Origin of the sequence: Pseudooceanicola sp. (assembly GCF_029213205.1) — a bacterium.
GTDB lineage: Bacteria > Pseudomonadota > Alphaproteobacteria > Rhodobacterales > Rhodobacteraceae > Pseudooceanicola.
Genome location: NZ_JARGNH010000006.1, coordinates 1 through 18,679, shown reverse-complemented (window position 1 = coordinate 18,679; position 18,679 = coordinate 1). Strand labels below are relative to the sequence as shown.

Below are 18,679 nucleotides of genomic sequence, written 5' to 3'. Positions count from 1 at the left end.
AGACATTCAAGGAGAATGCAATGAACGACATGACACGGAAATTCCCAAAGATCACCGAAGAGGGGCTGGATGATCTGCGCAAACGGATTGGCGTCAAGATCGAACGCACCGTCGAACCCTGGTGCTATGAGGCCACCCGCGACAATATCCGCCACTACGCCCATGGCATTGGCGACGACAACCCGCTGTGGTGTGACCCGGCATATGCCAAGACCACCAAATATGGTGACGTGGTTGCCCTGCCCAGCTTTCTGTTCGCCACCAGCCGGATCATCTCGGGCTATGTCGGTGGCCTGCCGGGCGTGCACGCAATGTGGTCCGGTGCCAATTGGGAATGGCACAAGCCGATCCTGCGCAACACCGAGTTCCGCACCGAAGCCTATCTGAAAGACCTGATTGAACACGAAACCCGCTTTGCCGGCAAAGCCGTGCAACAGATCTATCACGTCGATTTCTATGATGCGAAAACCGGCGACATGCTGGCCGCGGCCGACAGCTGGTGCTTCCGCACCGACCGCGACCAGGCCCGCGAAAACGGCACCAAATACACCGAAGCCAAGGCCAAGGGCCGTCGAGTCTATACCCAGGACGAGCTCGATTCCTACAACAAATACTATGCGCAAGAGACCATTCGCGGCGCCGAAACCCGCTATTGGGATGATGTGACCGAGGGCGAAGAGCTGCCGACCATGGTCAAGGGTCCGATGACCGCGACCGGCTTCATCGCCTATGCGCAGGGTTGGGGTGGGCTTTATATCCGGGCCAACAAACTGGCCTGGCAACTGCAACAGAAACACCCCAGCGCCGGGATCAAGAACCGCTTTGGCATCCCTGATTGCCCCGAGCGGGTGCATTGGGAAGAGGAATTCGCGCTCGAGGTCGGCGCACCGGGTGCCTACGATTACGGCCCCGAACGCGCCTCCTGGCTGACCCATCAGGTCACCAACTGGATGGGCGATGACGGTTTTCTCGCCCAGGCGAAAAGCCAGGTGCGTCGGCACAACCCCGAAGGCGACATCATCCTGATCCACGCCAGCGTGATCCGCAAATTCGAAAAAGACGGACGCTATCTGGTCGAGGTCCAGCAACGCGCGGAACAGCAGGACGGCGAAATGTCGGCGATCGGTTCGGCCATCGTCGAGTTGCCCAAACGCTGAGGCGCGGCTGATCAACCGCAAGATCAACCGCTGGGGAGGCTAGGTTGAACATGTTTGGAAGAATTCTGACCAAACTCGAGGACATCCTCCACCTTGGAGGCTGCCTCAGCCTCGTCGCTGTCGCGGCGTTGCTCAATGCGGATATTCTGCTCCGGCTGTTTTTCAACCGACCGGTGCAGATCCAATTCGAACTCACCGAGCTCTATCTGATGCCGGCCCTGGCCACCTTGTCGCTGTCGCGGGTTTTCCGCGACGGCGGCCATCTGGCGCTGGATTTTGTGCCGGAACATCTGCCCGGACTGCTGGGATCGTTCCTCGCAAGAGGCCGGTTGCTGCTGGCAGCCGCCTTCTTCGTGGCGGTCACCTGGATGTCCGGAAAATTTGCCCTCAAGGCCATCTCTCACGGGGATGTCGAATACGGGGCGCTCGATTGGCCGCTCGGGTGGGCCTACGCGATCATTCCTCTGGGATGTGGCGTGCTGGGTCTGCGGCTATTCCACGACGCTTTCTCGAACAAAGCCGTGGCTCAAACCTGACAACAAACCAATGGGAGGAAGACCAATGAAGACGTTTAATGCATTTGTGTCCGCCGCAGTCCTGGCGCTGGCGACGGGAGCCCCCGCGCTGGCCGAAACGCTGCGACTGGGTGATTTCCAATCCACCACACATATCGTGTCGGTCGAGGGCACCACCAAATGGATGGCCGCCGTCGAAGCGGCCACCGGCGGGGCGATCAAATTCGAACATTTCCCGTCCCAGCAGGCGGCGAAATCCAACGCCCAGCTTGACGCTGTCGCCAATGGCATTCTCGACGCCGCCCTGCTCGGCGCCGCCTATCACGCCGATGTGCTGCCGCTGAATTCGGTGGTCGGCCTGCCCGGTTACTATGGCTCGGCAGTCCAGGGCACCGTGGCGCTGCAAACCATGCTGAAAGACGGCCCGCTGCGTGACGAAATCCTGGCGACCGGGGTGACGCCAATCTATGGCTTTGTGCTGCCGCCCTATCAGGTTCTGGCCAAGAAACGGCTCGGCATGCCGACCGACTGGGACGGGCTGGATGTGCGCACCTCTGGGTCCACTCAATCAATGACCGCGCGGACGCTCGGCGCTGTCGGGATCTCGATCCCCGGTCCCGAGGTCTATACCGCTGTCGAGCGTGGCCGCCTGAACGCCATCCTGTTCCCGCTGGCCTCGGTCCCCGGCTACAAGCTGAACGAAGTCGTCAGCCACATTTCGACCAATGGCTCCTTTGGCGGCTACAGCTTTGTGATGGTGGTGCGCAGCGATCTGTTCGACGCGCTGTCGCCCGACGTGCAGGCGACCATGCTGAAACTCGGCGATGAAACCGCGGCCCATGTCGCCAAGGCGCAGGACGAGTCAGTCTCGGGTCTGGTCGAAGAGTGGAAGGCGCAGGGCATCGAGACCTATCAGATGTCCGACGATGAACTCGCCGCTGTCGCAACCGCGCTGCAGCCGGTCAGCGCCGATTGGGCCGATCGCCTCAAAAACGATCAGGCCAAGGCGGTGCTGGACGCTTATGGCGCGCTGACCAGCCGTTAAGCCCCGGTTCCGAACCCCCAATCCAGGCGGTCGTTGCGACGACCGCCTGCCTTTCACGGAGCGCAGGTGCACCAGATGCTGACTTTCATTGCCATACTCTTCCTGCTCGCCGTCCTGATGGCGTTTCGCGTGCCCATTGCCTTTGCCATGGGGATCACCGGCGCGCTTGGCCTCGCCGCCCAGCTCGGCTGGAAACCGGCGCTGGCGGTGTTGGAACGCACGTTTTTCGACACCTCGTCGTCCTTTATTCTGGTCGCGATCCCGCTGTTCATTCTGATGGCCGAATTGCTGACCGCCGGGGATGTGACCCGCCGCGCCATCACCGCCTGCCAATCCTGGATCGGCCACGTCAAGGGCGGGCTGGCCATTGCAACGGTCGCGGCCTCGGTGCTGCTGGCGGCGCTGGTCGGCAGTTCGACCGCCTCAACCGCCGCCATGGCCTCTTCGGCCTTTCCCGAAATGCGCCGTCACAAATATTCCGATCGCCTTGCCGCCGCTGTGGTCAGCGTCGGTGGCACCCTGGCCGTGGTGGTGCCGCCCTCAATCGTGCTGGTGGTCTATGGGGTGCTGACCGAAACCTCGATCGGCAAGCTGTTCATCGCCGGGATCATCCCCGGGTTGCTGACCGCCGCTGGCCTGGCCGTGGTCATCAAGATCATCGCGCACACCACCGATCAGGCACCCAAGGGCGAGCCCTTTGTCCTGACCAAAGCGGTCAAAGACAGCCGCCATGTCATTCCCATGGTGCTGCTAATCCTGCTGGTGATCGGCGCGATCTACGGCGGCGTGGCCTCGCCCTCTGAGGCGGCAGCCCTTGGCGTCATGGGGGCGCTGATCATCGTGCTGTTTCAGCGCACCCTGAATTTCGTGCAATTCAACCGCTCGATCAGCGGCGCCATCCGGGCCACGGTGATGATCGTCACGATTGTGGCCTGTTCGGCGATCTTCTCGAATTACCTCGCCTTTACCCGGATCACCCATCGCCTGCTGGAATTCATCGCCACCACCGACATGTCGCGCGAAACGATCATGGCAATCATCATTCTTTCGCTGCTGGTGATGGGGATGTTCATGGATCAGCTGGCGATCCTGTCGCTGGCGATGCCGCTGGCCTTTCCGACGGCGATGGCGCTGGATTACAACCCGGTCTGGTTCGGGATTGTGGTCACCAAGACCGTCGAGATCGGGCTATTGACGCCGCCGCTGGGCCTGAACGCCTATGTCGCGGCGGCGCAGACCAAAGTGCCGCTCAGGACCATCTTTCGCGGCATCCTGCCATTTCTGGCAATGGAAATCCTGGTGCTGCTGCTGCTGCTGTCCCTGCCAGAGATCACCCTGTTCCTGCCGGAATTCATGGCGCGCTGACAGCGTAACGCACCGCTGAACCCCGGGGATCAGAACGGAGATGCATCGGCATGTCCGCAGGCTGCCGCCGCCCGCCCAAAATGGAGACACGACCCTATGACGATATTGCAGAGCAAACTGACGCCGAACGCGCCGGAGTTTGCGGAAAACACCGCAGCCATGCAGGCCCAGTACGCCGAGATCGCGACCGAGGCCGAGCGGGTTCTGAAAGGCGGCTCAGACTCCGCGCGCCAGCGCCATGTCGCCCGGGGCAAGCTGTTGCCGCGCGACCGGATTGCCGGGCTGCTGGACCCCGGCGCGCCGTTTCTTGAGGTCTGCCTCTTTGCCGCCTCCGGGCTATATGGTGACGAGGTGCCCTCGGCCGGTGCCATCGCCGGGATTGGCCGTGTCGAGGGGCGCGATTGCATGATCCTGTGCAATGACGCGACAGTGAAGGGCGGCACCTATTTCCCGATGACAGTGCGAAAACACCTGCGCGCTCAGGAGATCGCTGAGGAAAACCACTTGCCCTGCCTCTATCTGGTGGATTCCGGTGGCGCCAATCTGAACAATCAGGACGAGGTGTTCCCGGACCGCGACCATTTCGGACGGATCTTCTTTAACCAGGCCCGGATGAGCGCCAAGGGCATCGCCCAGATCGCCGTGGTGATGGGATCCTGCACCGCCGGCGGCGCCTATGTCCCGGCGATGAGCGATCAAACCATCATCGTGCGCGAACAGGGCACGATCTTTCTGGCAGGCCCGCCGCTGGTCAAGGTCGCCACTGGCGAGATCGTCGACGCCGAAACCCTTGGTGGCGGCGACACCCACACCCGGCTGTCGGGCGTTGCCGATTACCTGGCCGATGATGACCGGCACGCCCTGGCCCTGGCCCGCGAAATCGTCAGCCACCTGGGGCCGCGCCCGCGCCCAAACATTGATTTCCGCGCGCCCAGGGCACCGCTCTATCCGGTCGACGAGGTGATGGGCGTGGTCCCGGCGAACGACAAGACCCCCTATGACGCCCGCGAATTGATCGCCCGGCTGGTCGATGGGTCGGATTTCGCCGAATTCAAACCGCGCTACGGCACCACCCTGGTCACTGGATTCGCCCATATCGACGGGGTTCCGGTCGGGATCATCGCCAACAACGGCGTGCTGTTTTCCGAAAGCTCGACCAAGGGCGCGCATTTCATTGAACTCTGCTGCCAGCGCAAGATCCCGCTGCTGTTCCTGCAAAATATCACCGGCTTCATGGTCGGCTCGAAATACGAGGCCGGCGGCATCGCCAAGGATGGTGCCAAGCTGGTGACGGCGGTCTCGACCGCCTCGGTGCCGAAGATCACGGTGATCGTCGGTGGATCCTATGGGGCGGGCAATTACGGCATGTGCGGGCGCGCCTTCGGGCCGCGGTTTGTCTGGATGTGGCCCAATGCCCGGATCGCGGTGATGGGCGGGCCGCAGGCCTCGGGCGTGCTGGCGGATGTCCGCCGCGCCGCGATCGAGGCCAAGGGCGGGGAGTGGTCGAGCGAGGAAGAGGCGCAGTTCAAACAGCCGACGATCGACATGTTCGACCGGCAATCACGACCGCTCTATGCCTCGGCGCGGCTCTGGGATGACGGGATCATTGATCCGCGCAAGACCCGGGATGTTGTCGCCCTTTCGCTGCGGGCCGCGCTGAATGCGCCCGTCGAAGACACCAAATTTGGCCTGTTCAGGATGTGATGATGACAAAACCTTTTTCCAAGATCCTGATCGCCAACCGGGGCGAAATCGCCTGCCGGGTGATCCGCAGCGCGCATCAGATGGGGATTGCCACTGTCGCGGTCTATTCCGATGCCGATGCGGGGGCGCTGCATGTCGCCCTGGCCGGTGAGGCGGTGCATATCGGCGGCGCGGCGGCGGCTGACAGCTATCTGCGCGCCGACCCGATCATCGCGGCCGCCCTGACAACCGGGGCCGAGGCGATCCACCCCGGCTATGGCTTCCTGTCCGAAAACCCGGAGTTTGTCGACGCGGTCACCGAGGCCGGTCTGGTCTTTGTCGGCCCCTCGGCCCAGGCGATCCGGGCGATGGGACTGAAGGACGCGGCCAAGGACCTGATGACCAAGGCCGGGGTTCCGGTGGTGCCCGGCTATCAGGGCGCGCGACAGGAGGTCGATTTTCTGGCCGAAGAGGCCGGGCGGATCGGCTATCCGGTGCTGATCAAGGCCCGCGCCGGGGGTGGCGGCAAGGGCATGCGCAAGGTCGAGCGGCCCGGGGATTTTGCCGAAGCCCTGGCCTCGGCTCAACGCGAGGGTCAGGCGGCGTTCGGCGATGCCCATGTGCTGGTCGAGAAATTCATAGCCGCACCGCGTCATATCGAAGTGCAGGTGTTTGGCGACAATCACGGCAATGCCGTGCATCTGTTCGAACGCGATTGTTCGCTGCAACGCCGCCACCAAAAGGTGATCGAAGAGGCCCCGGCCCCCGGCATGACCGAGGCGCTGCGCGCGGCGATGACATCCGCCGCCGTGACCGCCGCCAAGGCGATCAATTACAGCGGCGCGGGCACCATCGAATTCATCGTCGACGGCTCCGGCCCGCTGCGCCCCGACGGGTTCTGGTTCATGGAAATGAACACGCGGTTGCAGGTCGAACATCCGGTAACCGAGGCGATCACCGGTGTCGATCTGGTCGAATGGCAATTGCGGGTCGCGGCGGGGGCGCCGCTGCCGCTGGCGCAGGAGGATCTGCAGATCAGAGGTCATGCCTTTGAGGCGCGGCTTTATGCCGAGGACCCCTCCAATGGCTTTTTACCCGCCACCGGCACGCTGGAGCATCTGTCGTTCAGCGCCACGGCCCGCAACGATTCCGGCGTGCGCAGCGGTGACGCGATCAGCCCGTTTTATGATCCGATGATCGCCAAGGTCATCACCCATGCCGGCAGCCGCGCGGCGGCGCTTGCGGCGCTGCTGGCAGCACTGCGCGGCACCCATGTCGCAGGCACCGCCACCAATGCCGAATTCCTGACCGCCCTGGCGCAGAACCGAGAATTTGCCAACGGCCAGGGATTTGACACCGGGCTGATCGAGCGCAACGTCGAAGCCTTGATCGCCCGACCGCCGCTCACCGAGCTACAGATCGCCGTTGCCGCGATTGCCGCCTTGGGGCTGGATCCCGATGCGCCGGAATTCGGTTTCCGGCTATGGGGCGACGCCAACCATGACCTGCGGCTGATCCACGACGGGGAATTGATCGACCGTCAGCTGATCATGACCGGCAACGGCGCGATCCGTCTGACCGGCGGCGCGACCGGACCGCTAAGCCTGACCGATCTGCGGATCGACGGTCCCGCCATCACCGCCCGCAGCGGCGCCACCCGTCAGCAGGTTCAGGCGGTGGCGCATGTTATCACCCGCAAGGCCGACCGGCTGGTTTCGGTTCTGAATGACGGGGTGGTGCGCGATCTGATCCTGCCCGACGCCCGCGCGGGCGGTGCCGCCGTGATCGACCACAGCAATGTGGTCACCGCACCGATGACCGGCACCATCATCAGCCTGTCGGCGAAGGCGGGGGACGCGGTCGAGGCGGGGGCCAGGCTGGGAGTGATCGAAGCGATGAAGATGGAGACCGCCCTGGTGGCACCGCGTGCTGGCACGATCACCGCCATCACCTGCGCCATCGGCGACGCGGTTGAGGGCGGCGCGGTGCTGATCAGCCTGGCAGAAGAGGCGGCCGCCTGAGCAACCAGGCCCGGCCAGCACGGCCGGGCTGCCCCGCTAAGCGTGGCGCTTGGACTTGTCCTGAACCAGACTGGCGTAATCGGCCACTTTCAGTTGCAGCCGCTTGGTCAGATTGGTCTTGGCCAGTTTCAGCGACTGCACCAGCAGCCGTGCCGACAGGTTCTGCGGCTTCAGCTCAAGATGCAGCTTGATCCGGGTGCGTTTGCGCGACAGCGCGATCAGCTCGATCCAGCAATCGACATTCAAGCTGGGCGATTCCGCTTCGAACCGCATTTCGGTCGGCTTTTCGAATTCGACCAGCTTGACCGCCATTTCGCGGCGCCGACCACGCAGATCAAACGCCACGTCCCAGCTCATCCCGACCCCGACCTCGCTCAAGCTATCGGTGCGGGTGATCTCGGCGCCCCGGCGCATTGCCGAACGCTGAAAGCTTTCGAAATCTGACACATCATCGAAAACAAATTCGATCGGTGCCTCGATATCTTCTTTGGCAACGAATTTCATGGCTCGCCCGTTCTATCTGGTCTTGCGCCCCTGCCCGTGACGCAATCTCACTTTAATCCAGCCGATCCGCAAGCCAGTTGCGCAACAGGAACTCTGCAATCGCGCCTTTGCGAGGCGAACGGATCACAGGGTGTTGCCCGGCAAAGACATCGACCATCTCTTCGCGCGGCACCCAGATCGCCGCCTCCAGCTCGGTCTCGTCGACGGTGATCTTGTCATCCGTCGCCTCGCCATGACAGCCGAACATGATCGAATTCGGAAACGCCCAGGGCTGGCTGGCCAGATAGGTGACTGTGCCGACCGGCACACTGGATTCCTCCATCACCTCGCGGCGCACGGCCGCCTCCAGCGTCTCACCCGGCTCGACAAAGCCCGCGAGCAGCGACCACATGCCCTGCGGCCAGCCCTGCGAACGGCCCATCAGCACATTGTTGCCATGGGTGATCAGCATGATCACCACCGGATCGGTGCGCGGAAAATGCTGGCCGCCGCATTCGTCACAAGAGCGCTGCCAACCGGCCATGACGATCTTGCTGTGGCTGCCGCAGCGGGCGCAGAATTTATGGGTGGAATGCCAATTGTAGATCGCCTTGGCGGTGGCGGCGAGTTCGGCGTCGCGCGGCGACATCTCCGCCATCACGGCGCGGACATCGCTGAACAGGTGCTCTTCATCCTGGTCCGGGTGGGCAGGCAGCGGCGCCACAATGCGCCGACCCGGCCCCGGTTCGGCAAAGGTGTCCCCCGCCGGTTTCCAGCCGGAAATGTCCTGGGCAAAGATCAGCCCGTTCTGATCCCGGCCCAGCAGGATCGGTTCCTCATCGCCAATCGCCAGCAACGGGTGATCCATCGGCAGCCGCGCCAGCACCGGTGTCGCGCCGCCGTCCAGCAGGATGTTGCCGCGCCAGAGTACGATACAGACCGATGAGGCCGCGCCACGGGCAAAGCGCATCACATCTGCATTGCCTCGAATCTCTCCGGCCCGGTCCAGCCCGGAGCCACCAAAAGTCACCGTTTCCGCAATCCGCATCCTGCCCTCCACTGTTTCGGCACACATTTCCCCAAAGCCGGGCCGAGTGCAATCGCCAGCCTGCGTGATGCCATTGCAACTTTAGCAAGAGTCCGGTGCTGAAACGATATTTGGCTATGCAGGCAAAAGTTGTTCTGCAAGACTCGGTCGCACATAAAAACATCATATGCGTGTCACGTTTTGGCATATTTTGACGGAGTCCTGAACAGGGGAACCCGATATGAAACGCGATTCGCAAAACCATTTGTCTCGCCGGACATTCCTTTCCGGCACGATTGCCGGTGCCGGATTGATCACATTGCACCCCTTCTCCGCCCAAGCGGCAGCCCGACAGGCGCATCTGCGAATTATGGAAACCACCGATCTGCATGTGCATGTGTTTCCATACAATTATTACTCCGACAAACCCGATGACACGGTGGGCCTCGCCCGCACCGCCGCCCATATCGCCGATACCCGGGCCGAGGCGACAAATGCGCTGCTGCTCGACAATGGCGATTTCCTGCAGGGCAATCCGATGGGCGATTACATCGCCTATGAGCGCGGCATGAAGGAGGGCGATCTGCACCCGGTGATCAAGGCAATGAACAGCCTGGGCTTTGACGCCTCGACCCTGGGCAATCACGAATTCAACTATGGTCTGGATTTCCTGATGAAATCCGTCGCCGGGGCGGATTTCCCGGTGGTCTCGGCCAATGTCGTCAAGGAGCGCGGCGCCACGCCACGCGCCGACACCACCCTGCTGAAACCCTATGTGATCCTCGATCACCACCTGACCGACGGATCGGGCGACACTCATATGATCAAGGTCGGGTTGATCGGCTTTGTGCCGCCGCAGATCATGAACTGGGACCGTAGGCATCTTGAAGGCAATATCAGCACCCGTGACATCGTCGAAACCGCCCGCGCCTGGGTGCCGCAGATGAAGGAAGAGGGCGCCGATATCATCATCGCGCTCAGCCATTCCGGCATCGGCGCGGCACAACACAGCGAGGGCATGGAAAACGCCTCGGTGCCGCTGGCCGAGGTTGATGGCATCGACGCGCTGCTGACCGGGCACAGCCACCTGGTGTTCCCGTCACCGACCTATGACGGCTTTGCCGGGGTCGACGTGGCCAAGGGCACGCTGCATGGCAAACCGGCGACGATGGGCGGTTTCTGGGGCTCGCACCTCGGGTTGATCGACCTGATGCTGGAAAACCAAGGCGGCAGCTGGCGGGTGGTGATGCAAGAGGTCTCGACCCGGCCCATCTCGCAGCGCAACCCGGACCGGTCGGTCAGTGCGCTGGTCGACAGCGAGTCCGATGTGCTTGACTCTATACGCGCCGAACATGAGGCGACGCTGGCCTATGTCCGCCGCGGGGTTGGCAAGACCGCCGCACCGCTGCATTCCTATTTCGCCCTGGTGGCCGACGATCCCAGCGTGCAGATCGTCTCGATTGCGCAATCCTGGTATGTCACCGAGATGATGAAAGGCACCGCGCATGAGGGGCTGCCAATCCTCTCGGCCGCTGCGCCGTTCAAGGCCGGGGGTCGTGGCGGGCCGGAGTATTACACCGATGTGCCCGCCGGGGATGTGGCGATCAAGAATGTCGCCGACCTCTATCTCTATCCCAACACCATCCGCGCGGTGCGGATCACTGGCGCGCAACTCAAGGGCTGGCTGGAGCGCTCGGCCGGGGCGTTTAACCAGGTCGCGGTGGGGGCGGTGGATGCGCCGCTGCTGGACCCGTCGTTCCCGAGCTACAACTTCGATGTAATCGACGGGGTCAGCTATCAGATCGACCTGAGTCAGCCGTCGCGTTTCGGGCCCAAGGGTGAGCCGCTCAATCCCGATTCAAGCCGCATCGTCAACCTGACCTATCAGGGCCAGCCGGTGACCGACGACATCGAGTTCGTCGTTGCCACCAACAATTATCGCGCCTCTGGCGGCGGTGATTTCCCCGGCGCCAAGGGCGATACGATCATCTTTGAAGGCCCCGACACCAACCGCGATATCATCGTGCGCTATATCGTCGAAAAGGGCACGATCCAGCCTTCGGCAGATGGCAATTGGGGCTTCAAGCCGTTGCCGGGCACCAGCGTCCTGTTCGACACCGGCCCCAAGGCCGCCGATTACCTCGGCGACCTGAAGAGCGTGACGATCGAAGCGGCGGGCGACGGGCCGGACGGCTTTGCCCGGTTCCGCATCACGCTTTAGCCGCAAGACCCGCCTGCCCGGCCTAACGGTCGGGCGTGTGCCAGGTCGGTGGCTTGCCGCCGCGCTGACGCAGACGCAGCGCCAGCCCGACGGCCACCCCGAGCCCGATCGCCACGGTCAGGTCGGCCAGCACCGTCAGCACCAGGGTCATCAGCAGCAGCGCCAGATCGGCGCGCGGCAGCTTGCCATGCGCCCGCCAGGATTGCGGCTCGGCCATGTTCCAGGCGGTCAGCAGCAGCACCCCGGCCAGTGCCGGCATCGCCAGAAGCCCGGCCAGCGGCGCCGCCAGCATCATCACCAGCAGGATGGTCAGCGCGTGCACGATCCCGGCCACCGGGGTCTTGCCCCCGGCCCGCACATTGGTGGCGGTGCGCGCGATGGCGCCGGTGGCGGGCAGGCCGCCGAACATCGCGCTGGCAAGGTTGGCCGCCCCCTGGGCGATGATTTCGGCATTGGGGCGGTGATTGCCACCGATCATCCGGTCCGACACCATCGCCGAGAGCAGCGATTCAATCCCGGCGAGAAAGGCGATGATCAGCGCCGAGGGCAGCAATTCCCCCAGCCGCGCCATGGTGATCTCGGGCAGATGCGGCATTGGCAGGTGATCCGGCAACGCGCCAAAGCGGCCAGCAATCGTGTCCACCGGCAGCGCCAGCAGTGCCGCCGCGCCCGAGGTCAGTGCCACCGCCACGATCAGCCCCGGCCATTTCGGCGCGGCGCGCCGGAACAGGGTGATCAGAATCATGGTGGCCAGCGTCACCCCGACAGCGGCGGGTGTCAGGCTGGCCCGCGCCGCCCACATCACTTCCATCTTGGGTAGAAAGTCGGCGGGCAGTGACTCGGTCGTGAGCCCCAGCGCATCCTTGATCTGGCTGGCCCCAATGATGATCGCGATGCCATAGGTAAAGCCATGGATCACCGGCTCGGGCACCCAGCGGATCAGCGCCCCGGCCCGTGACAGCCCGGCCAGCATCAGGATTGCCCCGGCCATCAGCGTCGCCAGAACCAGCCCGTCATATCCATGCTCGGCAATCACCCCGTAGACGACAACGATAAACGCCCCGGTCGGTCCACCGATCTGCACCCGGCTGCCACCCAGTGCCGAGATCACAAAGCCCGCGACAATTGCCGTCACCACCCCGGCGCCGGGATCGGCCCCCGAGGCAATGGCAATCGCCAGGCTGAGCGGCAGCGCCACCATCGCGACGCTGATCCCGGCCAGGGTGTCGGCACGAAAATCGCCCGCGCTATAGCCGCGCAGGGTTGTAATAATTTTTGGTTTCATTGCCCCGCCTTACACTGCCTCAGACGCCGCGCATCAAATCATCTTCGTCATCGACGATTTCCAATCCCAGCGCCTCGATCCCGGCCTCCAGATGATCGGCCATATGCGGCGAGCCCAGCAGGTAATCCGAGGTCGGCGCCGTGGCCTCTCTCAATGCCGTCGCCTTGGCCTCTTCCAGTTCCTCAGGCTCGTAGGCGCCCCGACCGATCCAGTAGAGCGCGACCAGGCTGGCCGCCTCATCTTCGTTCAGCGCGTCGATAAAGGCGCGCAATTCGCCCTCGGCGCGGTGCATTTCATGTGCCATCAACACCACTTGCGCGATCTTGCGTTCCGAAATGTCCAACATGACATCCACTCCTTTTGCTGGGGCGAGATTGGACCGGTTCACGCCACCATGACAATGATCTTGCGCAAATCGCCGCCCGGCGGGATCGGACCCTTAGCCGCAGGCCAGCGCCAGCGCGCGCGCGGCGCTGCGATCCGCATCAGACAGCGGCCCCCGGGCAAAGGGGCGAAAGCGCTGGCGAAAGCTCTGCAATAGCAGCGCCTCGGGGTCTGCCGACTCGGGCACGCGATAACCGATCCGCGCCAGATCGGCGGCAAAATCGCCCACATCGGCTGTCGTTTCGGCTGTCGTTTCGGGCCAGAGCGCCAAGCCCTGCAGGGCCAGGCGGCGCCAGTCAAAGCGCGCGCCGGGGTCGGATTTGCGCCCCGGCGCCATGTCGGAATGGCCGATCACCCCGGCGGGCGGGATCGCCCAGCGCGCCATGATACCGGGCAGCAGTCGCTCCAGCGCCTGCATCTGCGCCGCCGCAAACGGGCTGGCGCCGGTGTTGGACAGCTCGATCCCGATGGAGTGCGAATTCACATCTGTGCAGCCGGCCCAATTGCCCGCCCCGGCGTGCCAGGCACGGTCCGCTTCGCGCACCATCTGCCAGATCCGCCCCTCGGCGCCGATCAGGTAATGCGCCGACACTGGCCCCAGCCCGTCAGGCGGATCAGGGTCGCAGAGCCGCGCCAGCGCGTCTTCGGCCCGTGCCATCGCAGTGTAATGCAGGACGATCAGCGACGGCGCGCCACCATGGCGGCGTGGTCCGTGGTTCGGGGACGGACACCAGATCGCGCCCGGCGCATCAGGCTCGCTGTCAGCCGCCACGAGCGGTGCGGAACGGGCGCGGATCCCAGGAACAGGCGAAACCGTCACCATCCGGGTCCAGCCCCATCCGGTCGGATTGCGGACCACCGTTTTTCAGAAATTCGGTCTGCGCCAGATCCGGCGAGGGATACTTGGCGCAATTGCGCTGATAGCGCGCCTGGAGGTTGAAGCCGCTGCGGTTATACTGGCTCTCCCCCGGCTGATGCGTGGTGCTGAGCGCATAGGACACGATATTCGGCCCGGACTCGGTGCGCGACGGCAGCGCCGAAGGTTCGACCTGCTGATATTGCGACCGCACCTGGGCCAGCCGCGCCTTGTCCGCGTCGATCGAGCGTTGCTCGTCAACCGCCGAAAAATCCTGTTCGCGCGAAATGCCGAATGAATTCACCGCCTCGGGCGCCGGGTTGTTCGGATCGGCCTGCACCGGTTGCTGCCCGGAATTGACCCGGCTCGCGGCCAGCGCCGCCTGGGTGTCCGCGGCGATATCGCTGCCGCTGCCCGTGCCAGTGGTTTGGCCAGTCGTTTGTCCGGTGGTTTGCCCGGTTTCCAGACGTTGCAACGTCTCTGACCCGATCGCCTGCGGCGGCGGCAATGCCGCCTGACTCTGGCCCTGCAACTCTCGCTCGCGCTGTTCGGCATAGGCCTCGTAATCGGCAAAGCCGACACCAGCCCCGCTGTCGGGCACTGTCGGGGTGCAGGCGGTCACCAGCAATGCAGCGCCAAGCACCACAGCCATCGGGATACTACGCATGAAAGGCACCTGTTTTCTGCTCATCGGCCTGACTTTTATTTGCTTTACCACCATTTCGCCGGTTTCGCCACAAAACCTGCGGCGGTTTCCAGCGCATAGGCGGTATTGAGCAACGCATCTTCCTCCCAGGGGCGTCCGATCAGCTGCAGCCCCAGCGGCAGACCCTGACGATCCAGCCCGGCGGGCACCGCAACACCCGGCAATCCGGCCAGATTCACCGTAACCGTGAACACGTCGTTGAGATACATCTGCACCGGATCCGCCGCGGCCATCTCGCCCAGGCCAAAGGCGGCCGAGGGCGTTGCCGGGGTCAGGATCGCATCGACGCCCTGGGCGAACACATCCTCAAAATCCTTTTTGATCAGGGTGCGGACCCGGCGGGCGCGGTTGTAATAAGCGTCATAGAACCCCGCCGACAGCACATAGGTGCCGATCATCACCCGGCGTTGAACCTCGGCGCCAAAGCCTTCGGCGCGGGTCTTTTCATACATTTCGGTGATGCCATCGCCATGTGCCAGCTTGGCCCGGTGACCATAGCGCACCCCGTCATAGCGAGCGAGGTTGCTCGACGCTTCGGCGGGGGCGATCACATAATAGGCAGGCAGCGCGTATTTGGTATGCGGCAGGCTGATATCGACGATCTTGGCCCCCGCGTCGCGCAGCATTTCCTTGCCCCGGGTCCAGAGCGCGTCGATCTCGTCCGACATGCCGTCGAGGGTGTATTCCTTAGGAATGCCGATGGTCTTGCCACGAATATCGCCGGTCAGCGCCGCCTCGAAATCCGGCACCGGCGTGGTGGTCGAAGTCGAATCCTTGGGATCATGCGAACACATCGCCTGCAGCATGATTGCCGCATCGCGCACATCCTTGGTCATTGGCCCGGCCTGATCGAGGCTGGAGGCAAAGGCGATGATGCCCCAGCGCGAACAGCGGCCATAGGTCGGCTTGATCCCGGTGATGCCGGTAAAGGCCGCTGGCTGACGAATCGAGCCGCCGGTGTCGGTGCCGGTCGCGCCCAGGCAGAGATCCGCGGCCACGGCCGAGGCCGACCCGCCCGAGGACCCGCCCGGCGTCAGCGCGGTGTTGTCATCGCCGCGTCGCCAGGGGTTTACCGCATTGCCATAGATGCTGGTCTCGTTCGAGCTGCCCATGGCGAATTCGTCCATGTTCAGCTTGCCCAGCATCACCGCGCCCTGATCAAACAGGTTCTGGGTGACGGTGGATTCATATTCCGGCTTGAACCCGTTCAGGATCGCCGAACCGGCCTGTGACGGCACCCCTTTGGTGCAGAACAGGTCCTTGATCCCCAGCGGGATGCCGCTCAGCGCGGGTGCATCGGCGCCGCGTTTCGCATCCGCTGCGCGGGCCTGTTCCAGCGCCAGCTCCGGGGTGTCATGGACAAAGGCGTTCAGCGCCTTGGCGCCCTCGATGGCGGACAGGCAGGCCTCGGTCAGAGCGACCGAGGTGGTCTCGCCCTTGCGCAGCGCGTCGCGGGCTCCGGCGATGGTGAGTCTGTTCAGATCGCTCATGAGTTATTCCACCACTTTCGGCACCGCGAAAAACCCCTCGCGGGCATCCGGCGCATTGGCCAGGATCTTGGCCTGTTGATGGCCTTCAGTCACCACATCCTCACGCCGCTTCAGGCGCATCGGCTCGACCGAGGTCATCGGTTCGACGCCCTCGATATCGACCTCGTTCAATTGCTCGATAAAGCCCAGAATGGTGTTGAACTCATCGGCCAGCGCGGGCAGTGCCGCGTCTTCGACCTTGATCCGGGCGAGTTTCGCCACCCGGGCGGCGGTTGTTGTGTCGATGGACATGGGGCCTCTCGGCGGCGGTTTCGGGTTGCCGGAGGTTTAGCCCCGCCGCGCCGGGGCCGCAAGGCGGCGCGGCATCACCGCTGCGCGACCGGGTTTGGCACGCTCAGGCCGCAACCGCGTGGCGCCGCCAAACCTCGATCAGCCAGCCCAGCAGCGCGGCGTTCAGCAGGTGCCACAGGAAATGGGTGCCCAGCGGCCAGACCCCACAGAGCGGTTGGTCGAGGCTGCGCAGGGTGATCGAGACCACCAGCAGCCCCGCCCCGATCCACAGCCCCCGCGCCACCACCGGCAAGCGCTGCCGCAGCGCCCAGCCATAGCCGAAGAGGAGGATCGGCACCGGCACATAGCCCGCCGAGGCGGCGGTCAGTTCATATTTGCCGAATTGATAGGCCAACAGCGGGATCAGCGTCGCTGAAAAAACCGTACCTAGCCCGGCCTGCCAGCCTGGCAGGCGCAGGAAGTCGCGATTGACGACAAAGATATAGGCGATGATGAAGATGCCGATGGGCGCCACATCCGCCACGCCCGCCCAGGGTTGCGCATGGGTGTGAAACAACCAAGAGCCGATGCCGATGGCGAACAGGATCGCCGCCAGCACCCGGCCGCTGACCAACCCGGCGCAACGGTGCCACATCAGCAGCGCCGCAGCCAGAAAGGCGAGGTTGGTAACGGCGTTCAGCGGCTCTGCCCAATAGGCCGGCCCCAACCTCTCACAATAGCCGTCCACAGCCCGCGTCCAGTCCATTCATCTCTCCTCAGCAAAGCTGTCAGCCACGCCCATCGCCTTGGCGATCACCAGGAAATCCGCCTGCGGGATCTCGAAGGACCCGCGCCGGAACGGCATGCCCCAATGGCTGGGATCGCCGATAAAGCTCAGATGATCGAGCAAGGGCCGGATCGGCGCCTCGCGCGCCTGCAGATAGGTGACATCGCGGCGGTGCGGGTGAAATCCACCCCCCTGATCGGCGCGATAGACGTCGCCCGATTTCACCCGGCCAATGGCGACAAAGGCCTGCACCGGGTCCTTGCCATCCAGGGTTTCGCGCGGCGCATAATAGACCAGCCCGTCGCCCGGTGCCAATCGCGCCACCGGCGCCGCCTTGCCATGACCAAGCTGGCAAAACCCGCCGGCCTCGCCGCGTTTCACATGAGCACGGACCGCGACGCCAATCCAGTAGCGGGCCATGGCCGAACCTCCGATGCCATCTATCATTCACCCAAAGCTAGCGGGTTTGCCGCAGCGCCACCACCGGCTGACGCGATCACGGCCAGATGCATTGCCGCGCCCGCCTCCGCGCATTACCTTCGCGGCCAATGCACAACTCACAGGAGGCGCCCCATGAAAATCATCTGGCTCGGCCACGGATCATTCCGCATCGAAATCGCAGACAAGATCCTGCTGATCGACCCTTTCCCCTCTGGCCCGACCTTTCCCAAGGACCGCCGCGACGAGGCGATTGCCGGGGCCACCCATATCTTTGTCACCCATGGCCATGGCGATCATGTCGGCGATGTCGGCGGACTCGCCAAGGAGCTGGGGATTCCGGTTTATGGCATGGTTGAGCTGATGGGCTGGCTGCAAGCCAAGACCGGGGTCGATGCCAACGGCTTCAACAAGGGCGGCACCGTCCGGTTGGACGATGTGTCGGTGACAATGGTGAACGCGACCCATTCCTCATCCACCCCCGATGGCACCTATGCCGGGTCGGAAAGCGGGTTCATGATCGCGGGTGAGGGCCACACGATCTATTTCTCCGGCGACACCGATGTGATGGCCGACATGGGTGTGTTCAATGCCCTGCACAGCCCCGATATCGGCATCCTGGCCGCCGGTGGGTATTACACGATGGACATGAAACGCGCCGCCTATGCCGCGAAAACCTTCTTTGATTTCAAGATGGTGATCCCGATGCATTACCAGACCTTTCCGGTCCTCGAACAAAGTGCCGACGCGCTGAAAGCTGCCCTGCCCGGCGTCGATGTCCGCGCCCCCAAGGTGATGGAAGTCATCGAGATCTGAGTCCGAACATCCCGAACCAACGACCCGCGGGCGCCAGTCAGCGCGCCCGCCCCGCTTCATCTTGCCAAAAATATTCCCGCCGGAGGCATCGCCGCGTCAGCGGCGACCTGGCCCGCGCCCTTGGCGCGGG

At 63.8% G+C, this 18,679-nt stretch carries 18 protein-coding genes; 8 read left to right on the top strand and 10 right to left on the bottom strand.

Annotated features, from left to right (window positions below; translation table 11 throughout):
* Nucleotides 1-20 precede the first annotated feature (20 nt).
* The 6 genes from P1U48_RS06625 to P1U48_RS06600 all read left to right on the top strand — a co-directional run bounded on the left by P1U48_RS06625 (nucleotide 21) and on the right by P1U48_RS06600 (nucleotide 7,786).
* Nucleotides 21-1,157, top strand: a complete 1,137-nt coding sequence (locus P1U48_RS06625) for a MaoC family dehydratase N-terminal domain-containing protein (RefSeq protein ID WP_301068154.1) — start codon at nucleotides 21-23, stop codon at nucleotides 1,155-1,157.
* A 50-nt stretch (nucleotides 1,158-1,207) separates the two neighbouring features.
* Complete coding sequence (locus P1U48_RS06620; protein WP_301068153.1) at nucleotides 1,208-1,693, top strand: TRAP transporter small permease; 486 nt, start codon at nucleotides 1,208-1,210, stop codon at nucleotides 1,691-1,693.
* Between the two features lie 25 nt (nucleotides 1,694-1,718).
* Entirely contained in the window at nucleotides 1,719-2,717 is a 999-nt protein-coding gene (gene dctP / locus P1U48_RS06615; protein ID WP_301068152.1) for a TRAP transporter substrate-binding protein DctP, read from the top strand.
* A gap of 75 nt (nucleotides 2,718-2,792) precedes the next feature.
* Entirely contained in the window at nucleotides 2,793-4,082 is a 1,290-nt protein-coding gene (locus tag P1U48_RS06610; protein WP_301068151.1) for a TRAP transporter large permease, read from the top strand.
* Between the two features lie 159 nt (nucleotides 4,083-4,241).
* Nucleotides 4,242-5,786, top strand: coding sequence for a carboxyl transferase domain-containing protein (locus P1U48_RS06605; RefSeq protein WP_301068150.1), 1,545 nt, complete (start codon nucleotides 4,242-4,244; stop codon nucleotides 5,784-5,786).
* Between the two features lie 2 nt (nucleotides 5,787-5,788).
* Complete coding sequence (locus tag P1U48_RS06600) at nucleotides 5,789-7,786, top strand: biotin carboxylase N-terminal domain-containing protein (protein WP_301068149.1); 1,998 nt, start codon at nucleotides 5,789-5,791, stop codon at nucleotides 7,784-7,786.
* A 36-nt stretch (nucleotides 7,787-7,822) separates the two neighbouring features.
* Here the strand turns inward: P1U48_RS06600 and P1U48_RS06595 are convergent, their stop codons facing one another.
* A complete protein-coding gene (locus P1U48_RS06595) occupies nucleotides 7,823-8,290 on the bottom strand; it encodes an SRPBCC family protein (protein ID WP_301068148.1) in 468 nt (155 codons plus the stop codon).
* 52 nt (nucleotides 8,291-8,342) lie between these two features.
* Nucleotides 8,343-9,317, bottom strand: coding sequence for an NAD(+) diphosphatase (gene nudC, locus P1U48_RS06590; RefSeq protein WP_301068147.1), 975 nt, complete (start codon nucleotides 9,315-9,317; stop codon nucleotides 8,343-8,345).
* Nucleotides 9,318-9,537: 220 nt separating this feature from the next.
* Between nudC and P1U48_RS06585 the strand changes: the two genes are divergently transcribed.
* Entirely contained in the window at nucleotides 9,538-11,517 is a 1,980-nt protein-coding gene (locus P1U48_RS06585; protein WP_301068146.1) for a bifunctional 2',3'-cyclic-nucleotide 2'-phosphodiesterase/3'-nucleotidase, read from the top strand.
* 22 nt (nucleotides 11,518-11,539) lie between these two features.
* On the opposite strand, the gene P1U48_RS06580 is transcribed toward P1U48_RS06585, so the two are convergent.
* From P1U48_RS06580 to P1U48_RS06545, 8 genes are all read right to left on the bottom strand, one after another.
* Nucleotides 11,540-12,802: a SulP family inorganic anion transporter gene (locus P1U48_RS06580; RefSeq protein ID WP_301068145.1), complete on the bottom strand. Its 1,263-nt coding sequence runs from the start codon at nucleotides 12,800-12,802 to the stop codon at nucleotides 11,540-11,542.
* Between the two features lie 19 nt (nucleotides 12,803-12,821).
* Nucleotides 12,822-13,148: a DUF3775 domain-containing protein gene (locus P1U48_RS06575; RefSeq protein ID WP_301068144.1), complete on the bottom strand. Its 327-nt coding sequence runs from the start codon at nucleotides 13,146-13,148 to the stop codon at nucleotides 12,822-12,824.
* 93 nt (nucleotides 13,149-13,241) lie between these two features.
* Nucleotides 13,242-13,958 carry an N-acetylmuramoyl-L-alanine amidase gene (locus P1U48_RS06570; protein ID WP_301068143.1) on the bottom strand — a complete coding sequence of 239 codons (717 nt, stop codon included), beginning with the start codon at nucleotides 13,956-13,958 and terminating at the stop codon, nucleotides 13,242-13,244.
* Nucleotides 13,948-14,709, bottom strand: a complete 762-nt coding sequence (locus P1U48_RS06565; RefSeq protein ID WP_301068142.1) for a hypothetical protein — start codon at nucleotides 14,707-14,709, stop codon at nucleotides 13,948-13,950. The genes P1U48_RS06570 and P1U48_RS06565 overlap by 11 nt, the downstream gene beginning before the upstream one ends.
* A gap of 44 nt (nucleotides 14,710-14,753) precedes the next feature.
* Nucleotides 14,754-16,238 carry an Asp-tRNA(Asn)/Glu-tRNA(Gln) amidotransferase subunit GatA gene (gatA, locus tag P1U48_RS06560; protein WP_301068141.1) on the bottom strand — a complete coding sequence of 495 codons (1,485 nt, stop codon included), beginning with the start codon at nucleotides 16,236-16,238 and terminating at the stop codon, nucleotides 14,754-14,756.
* 3 nt (nucleotides 16,239-16,241) lie between these two features.
* Nucleotides 16,242-16,529, bottom strand: a complete 288-nt coding sequence (gene gatC, locus P1U48_RS06555; protein WP_301068140.1) for an Asp-tRNA(Asn)/Glu-tRNA(Gln) amidotransferase subunit GatC — start codon at nucleotides 16,527-16,529, stop codon at nucleotides 16,242-16,244.
* Nucleotides 16,530-16,632: 103 nt separating this feature from the next.
* A complete protein-coding gene (locus P1U48_RS06550) occupies nucleotides 16,633-17,274 on the bottom strand; it encodes a ceramidase domain-containing protein (RefSeq protein WP_301068139.1) in 642 nt (213 codons plus the stop codon).
* Nucleotides 17,275-17,715 carry an EVE domain-containing protein gene (locus tag P1U48_RS06545; protein WP_301068138.1) on the bottom strand — a complete coding sequence of 147 codons (441 nt, stop codon included), beginning with the start codon at nucleotides 17,713-17,715 and terminating at the stop codon, nucleotides 17,275-17,277. It lies immediately after the preceding gene.
* A gap of 153 nt (nucleotides 17,716-17,868) precedes the next feature.
* Between P1U48_RS06545 and P1U48_RS06540 the strand changes: the two genes are divergently transcribed.
* Entirely contained in the window at nucleotides 17,869-18,549 is a 681-nt protein-coding gene (locus P1U48_RS06540; RefSeq protein ID WP_301068137.1) for a metal-dependent hydrolase, read from the top strand.
* The last annotated feature ends 130 nt before the right edge of the window (nucleotides 18,550-18,679 follow it).

What these genes read in the sequence shown, in the direction of transcription:
- P1U48_RS06625 (WP_301068154.1), top strand. Translation starts at nt 21, where the DNA reads ATGAACGACATGACACGGAAATTCCCAAAGATCACCGAAGAGGGGCTG.
- P1U48_RS06620 (WP_301068153.1), top strand. Translation starts at nt 1,208, where the DNA reads ATGTTTGGAAGAATTCTGACCAAACTCGAGGACATCCTCCACCTTGGA.
- dctP (WP_301068152.1), top strand. Translation starts at nt 1,719, where the DNA reads ATGAAGACGTTTAATGCATTTGTGTCCGCCGCAGTCCTGGCGCTGGCG.
- P1U48_RS06610 (WP_301068151.1), top strand. Translation starts at nt 2,793, where the DNA reads ATGCTGACTTTCATTGCCATACTCTTCCTGCTCGCCGTCCTGATGGCG.
- P1U48_RS06605 (WP_301068150.1), top strand. Translation starts at nt 4,242, where the DNA reads ATGCAGGCCCAGTACGCCGAGATCGCGACCGAGGCCGAGCGGGTTCTG.
- P1U48_RS06600 (WP_301068149.1), top strand. Translation starts at nt 5,789, where the DNA reads ATGACAAAACCTTTTTCCAAGATCCTGATCGCCAACCGGGGCGAAATC.
- P1U48_RS06595 (WP_301068148.1), bottom strand. Translation starts at nt 8,290, where the DNA reads ATGAAATTCGTTGCCAAAGAAGATATCGAGGCACCGATCGAATTTGTT.
- nudC (WP_301068147.1), bottom strand. Translation starts at nt 9,317, where the DNA reads ATGCGGATTGCGGAAACGGTGACTTTTGGTGGCTCCGGGCTGGACCGG.
- P1U48_RS06585 (WP_301068146.1), top strand. Translation starts at nt 9,538, where the DNA reads ATGAAACGCGATTCGCAAAACCATTTGTCTCGCCGGACATTCCTTTCC.
- P1U48_RS06580 (WP_301068145.1), bottom strand. Translation starts at nt 12,802, where the DNA reads ATGAAACCAAAAATTATTACAACCCTGCGCGGCTATAGCGCGGGCGAT.
- P1U48_RS06575 (WP_301068144.1), bottom strand. Translation starts at nt 13,148, where the DNA reads ATGTTGGACATTTCGGAACGCAAGATCGCGCAAGTGGTGTTGATGGCA.
- P1U48_RS06565 (WP_301068142.1), bottom strand. Translation starts at nt 14,709, where the DNA reads ATGCGTAGTATCCCGATGGCTGTGGTGCTTGGCGCTGCATTGCTGGTG.
- gatA (WP_301068141.1), bottom strand. Translation starts at nt 16,238, where the DNA reads ATGAGCGATCTGAACAGACTCACCATCGCCGGAGCCCGCGACGCGCTG.
- gatC (WP_301068140.1), bottom strand. Translation starts at nt 16,529, where the DNA reads ATGTCCATCGACACAACAACCGCCGCCCGGGTGGCGAAACTCGCCCGG.
- P1U48_RS06550 (WP_301068139.1), bottom strand. Translation starts at nt 17,274, where the DNA reads ATGGACTGGACGCGGGCTGTGGACGGCTATTGTGAGAGGTTGGGGCCG.
- P1U48_RS06545 (WP_301068138.1), bottom strand. Translation starts at nt 17,715, where the DNA reads ATGGCCCGCTACTGGATTGGCGTCGCGGTCCGTGCTCATGTGAAACGC.
- P1U48_RS06540 (WP_301068137.1), top strand. Translation starts at nt 17,869, where the DNA reads ATGAAAATCATCTGGCTCGGCCACGGATCATTCCGCATCGAAATCGCA.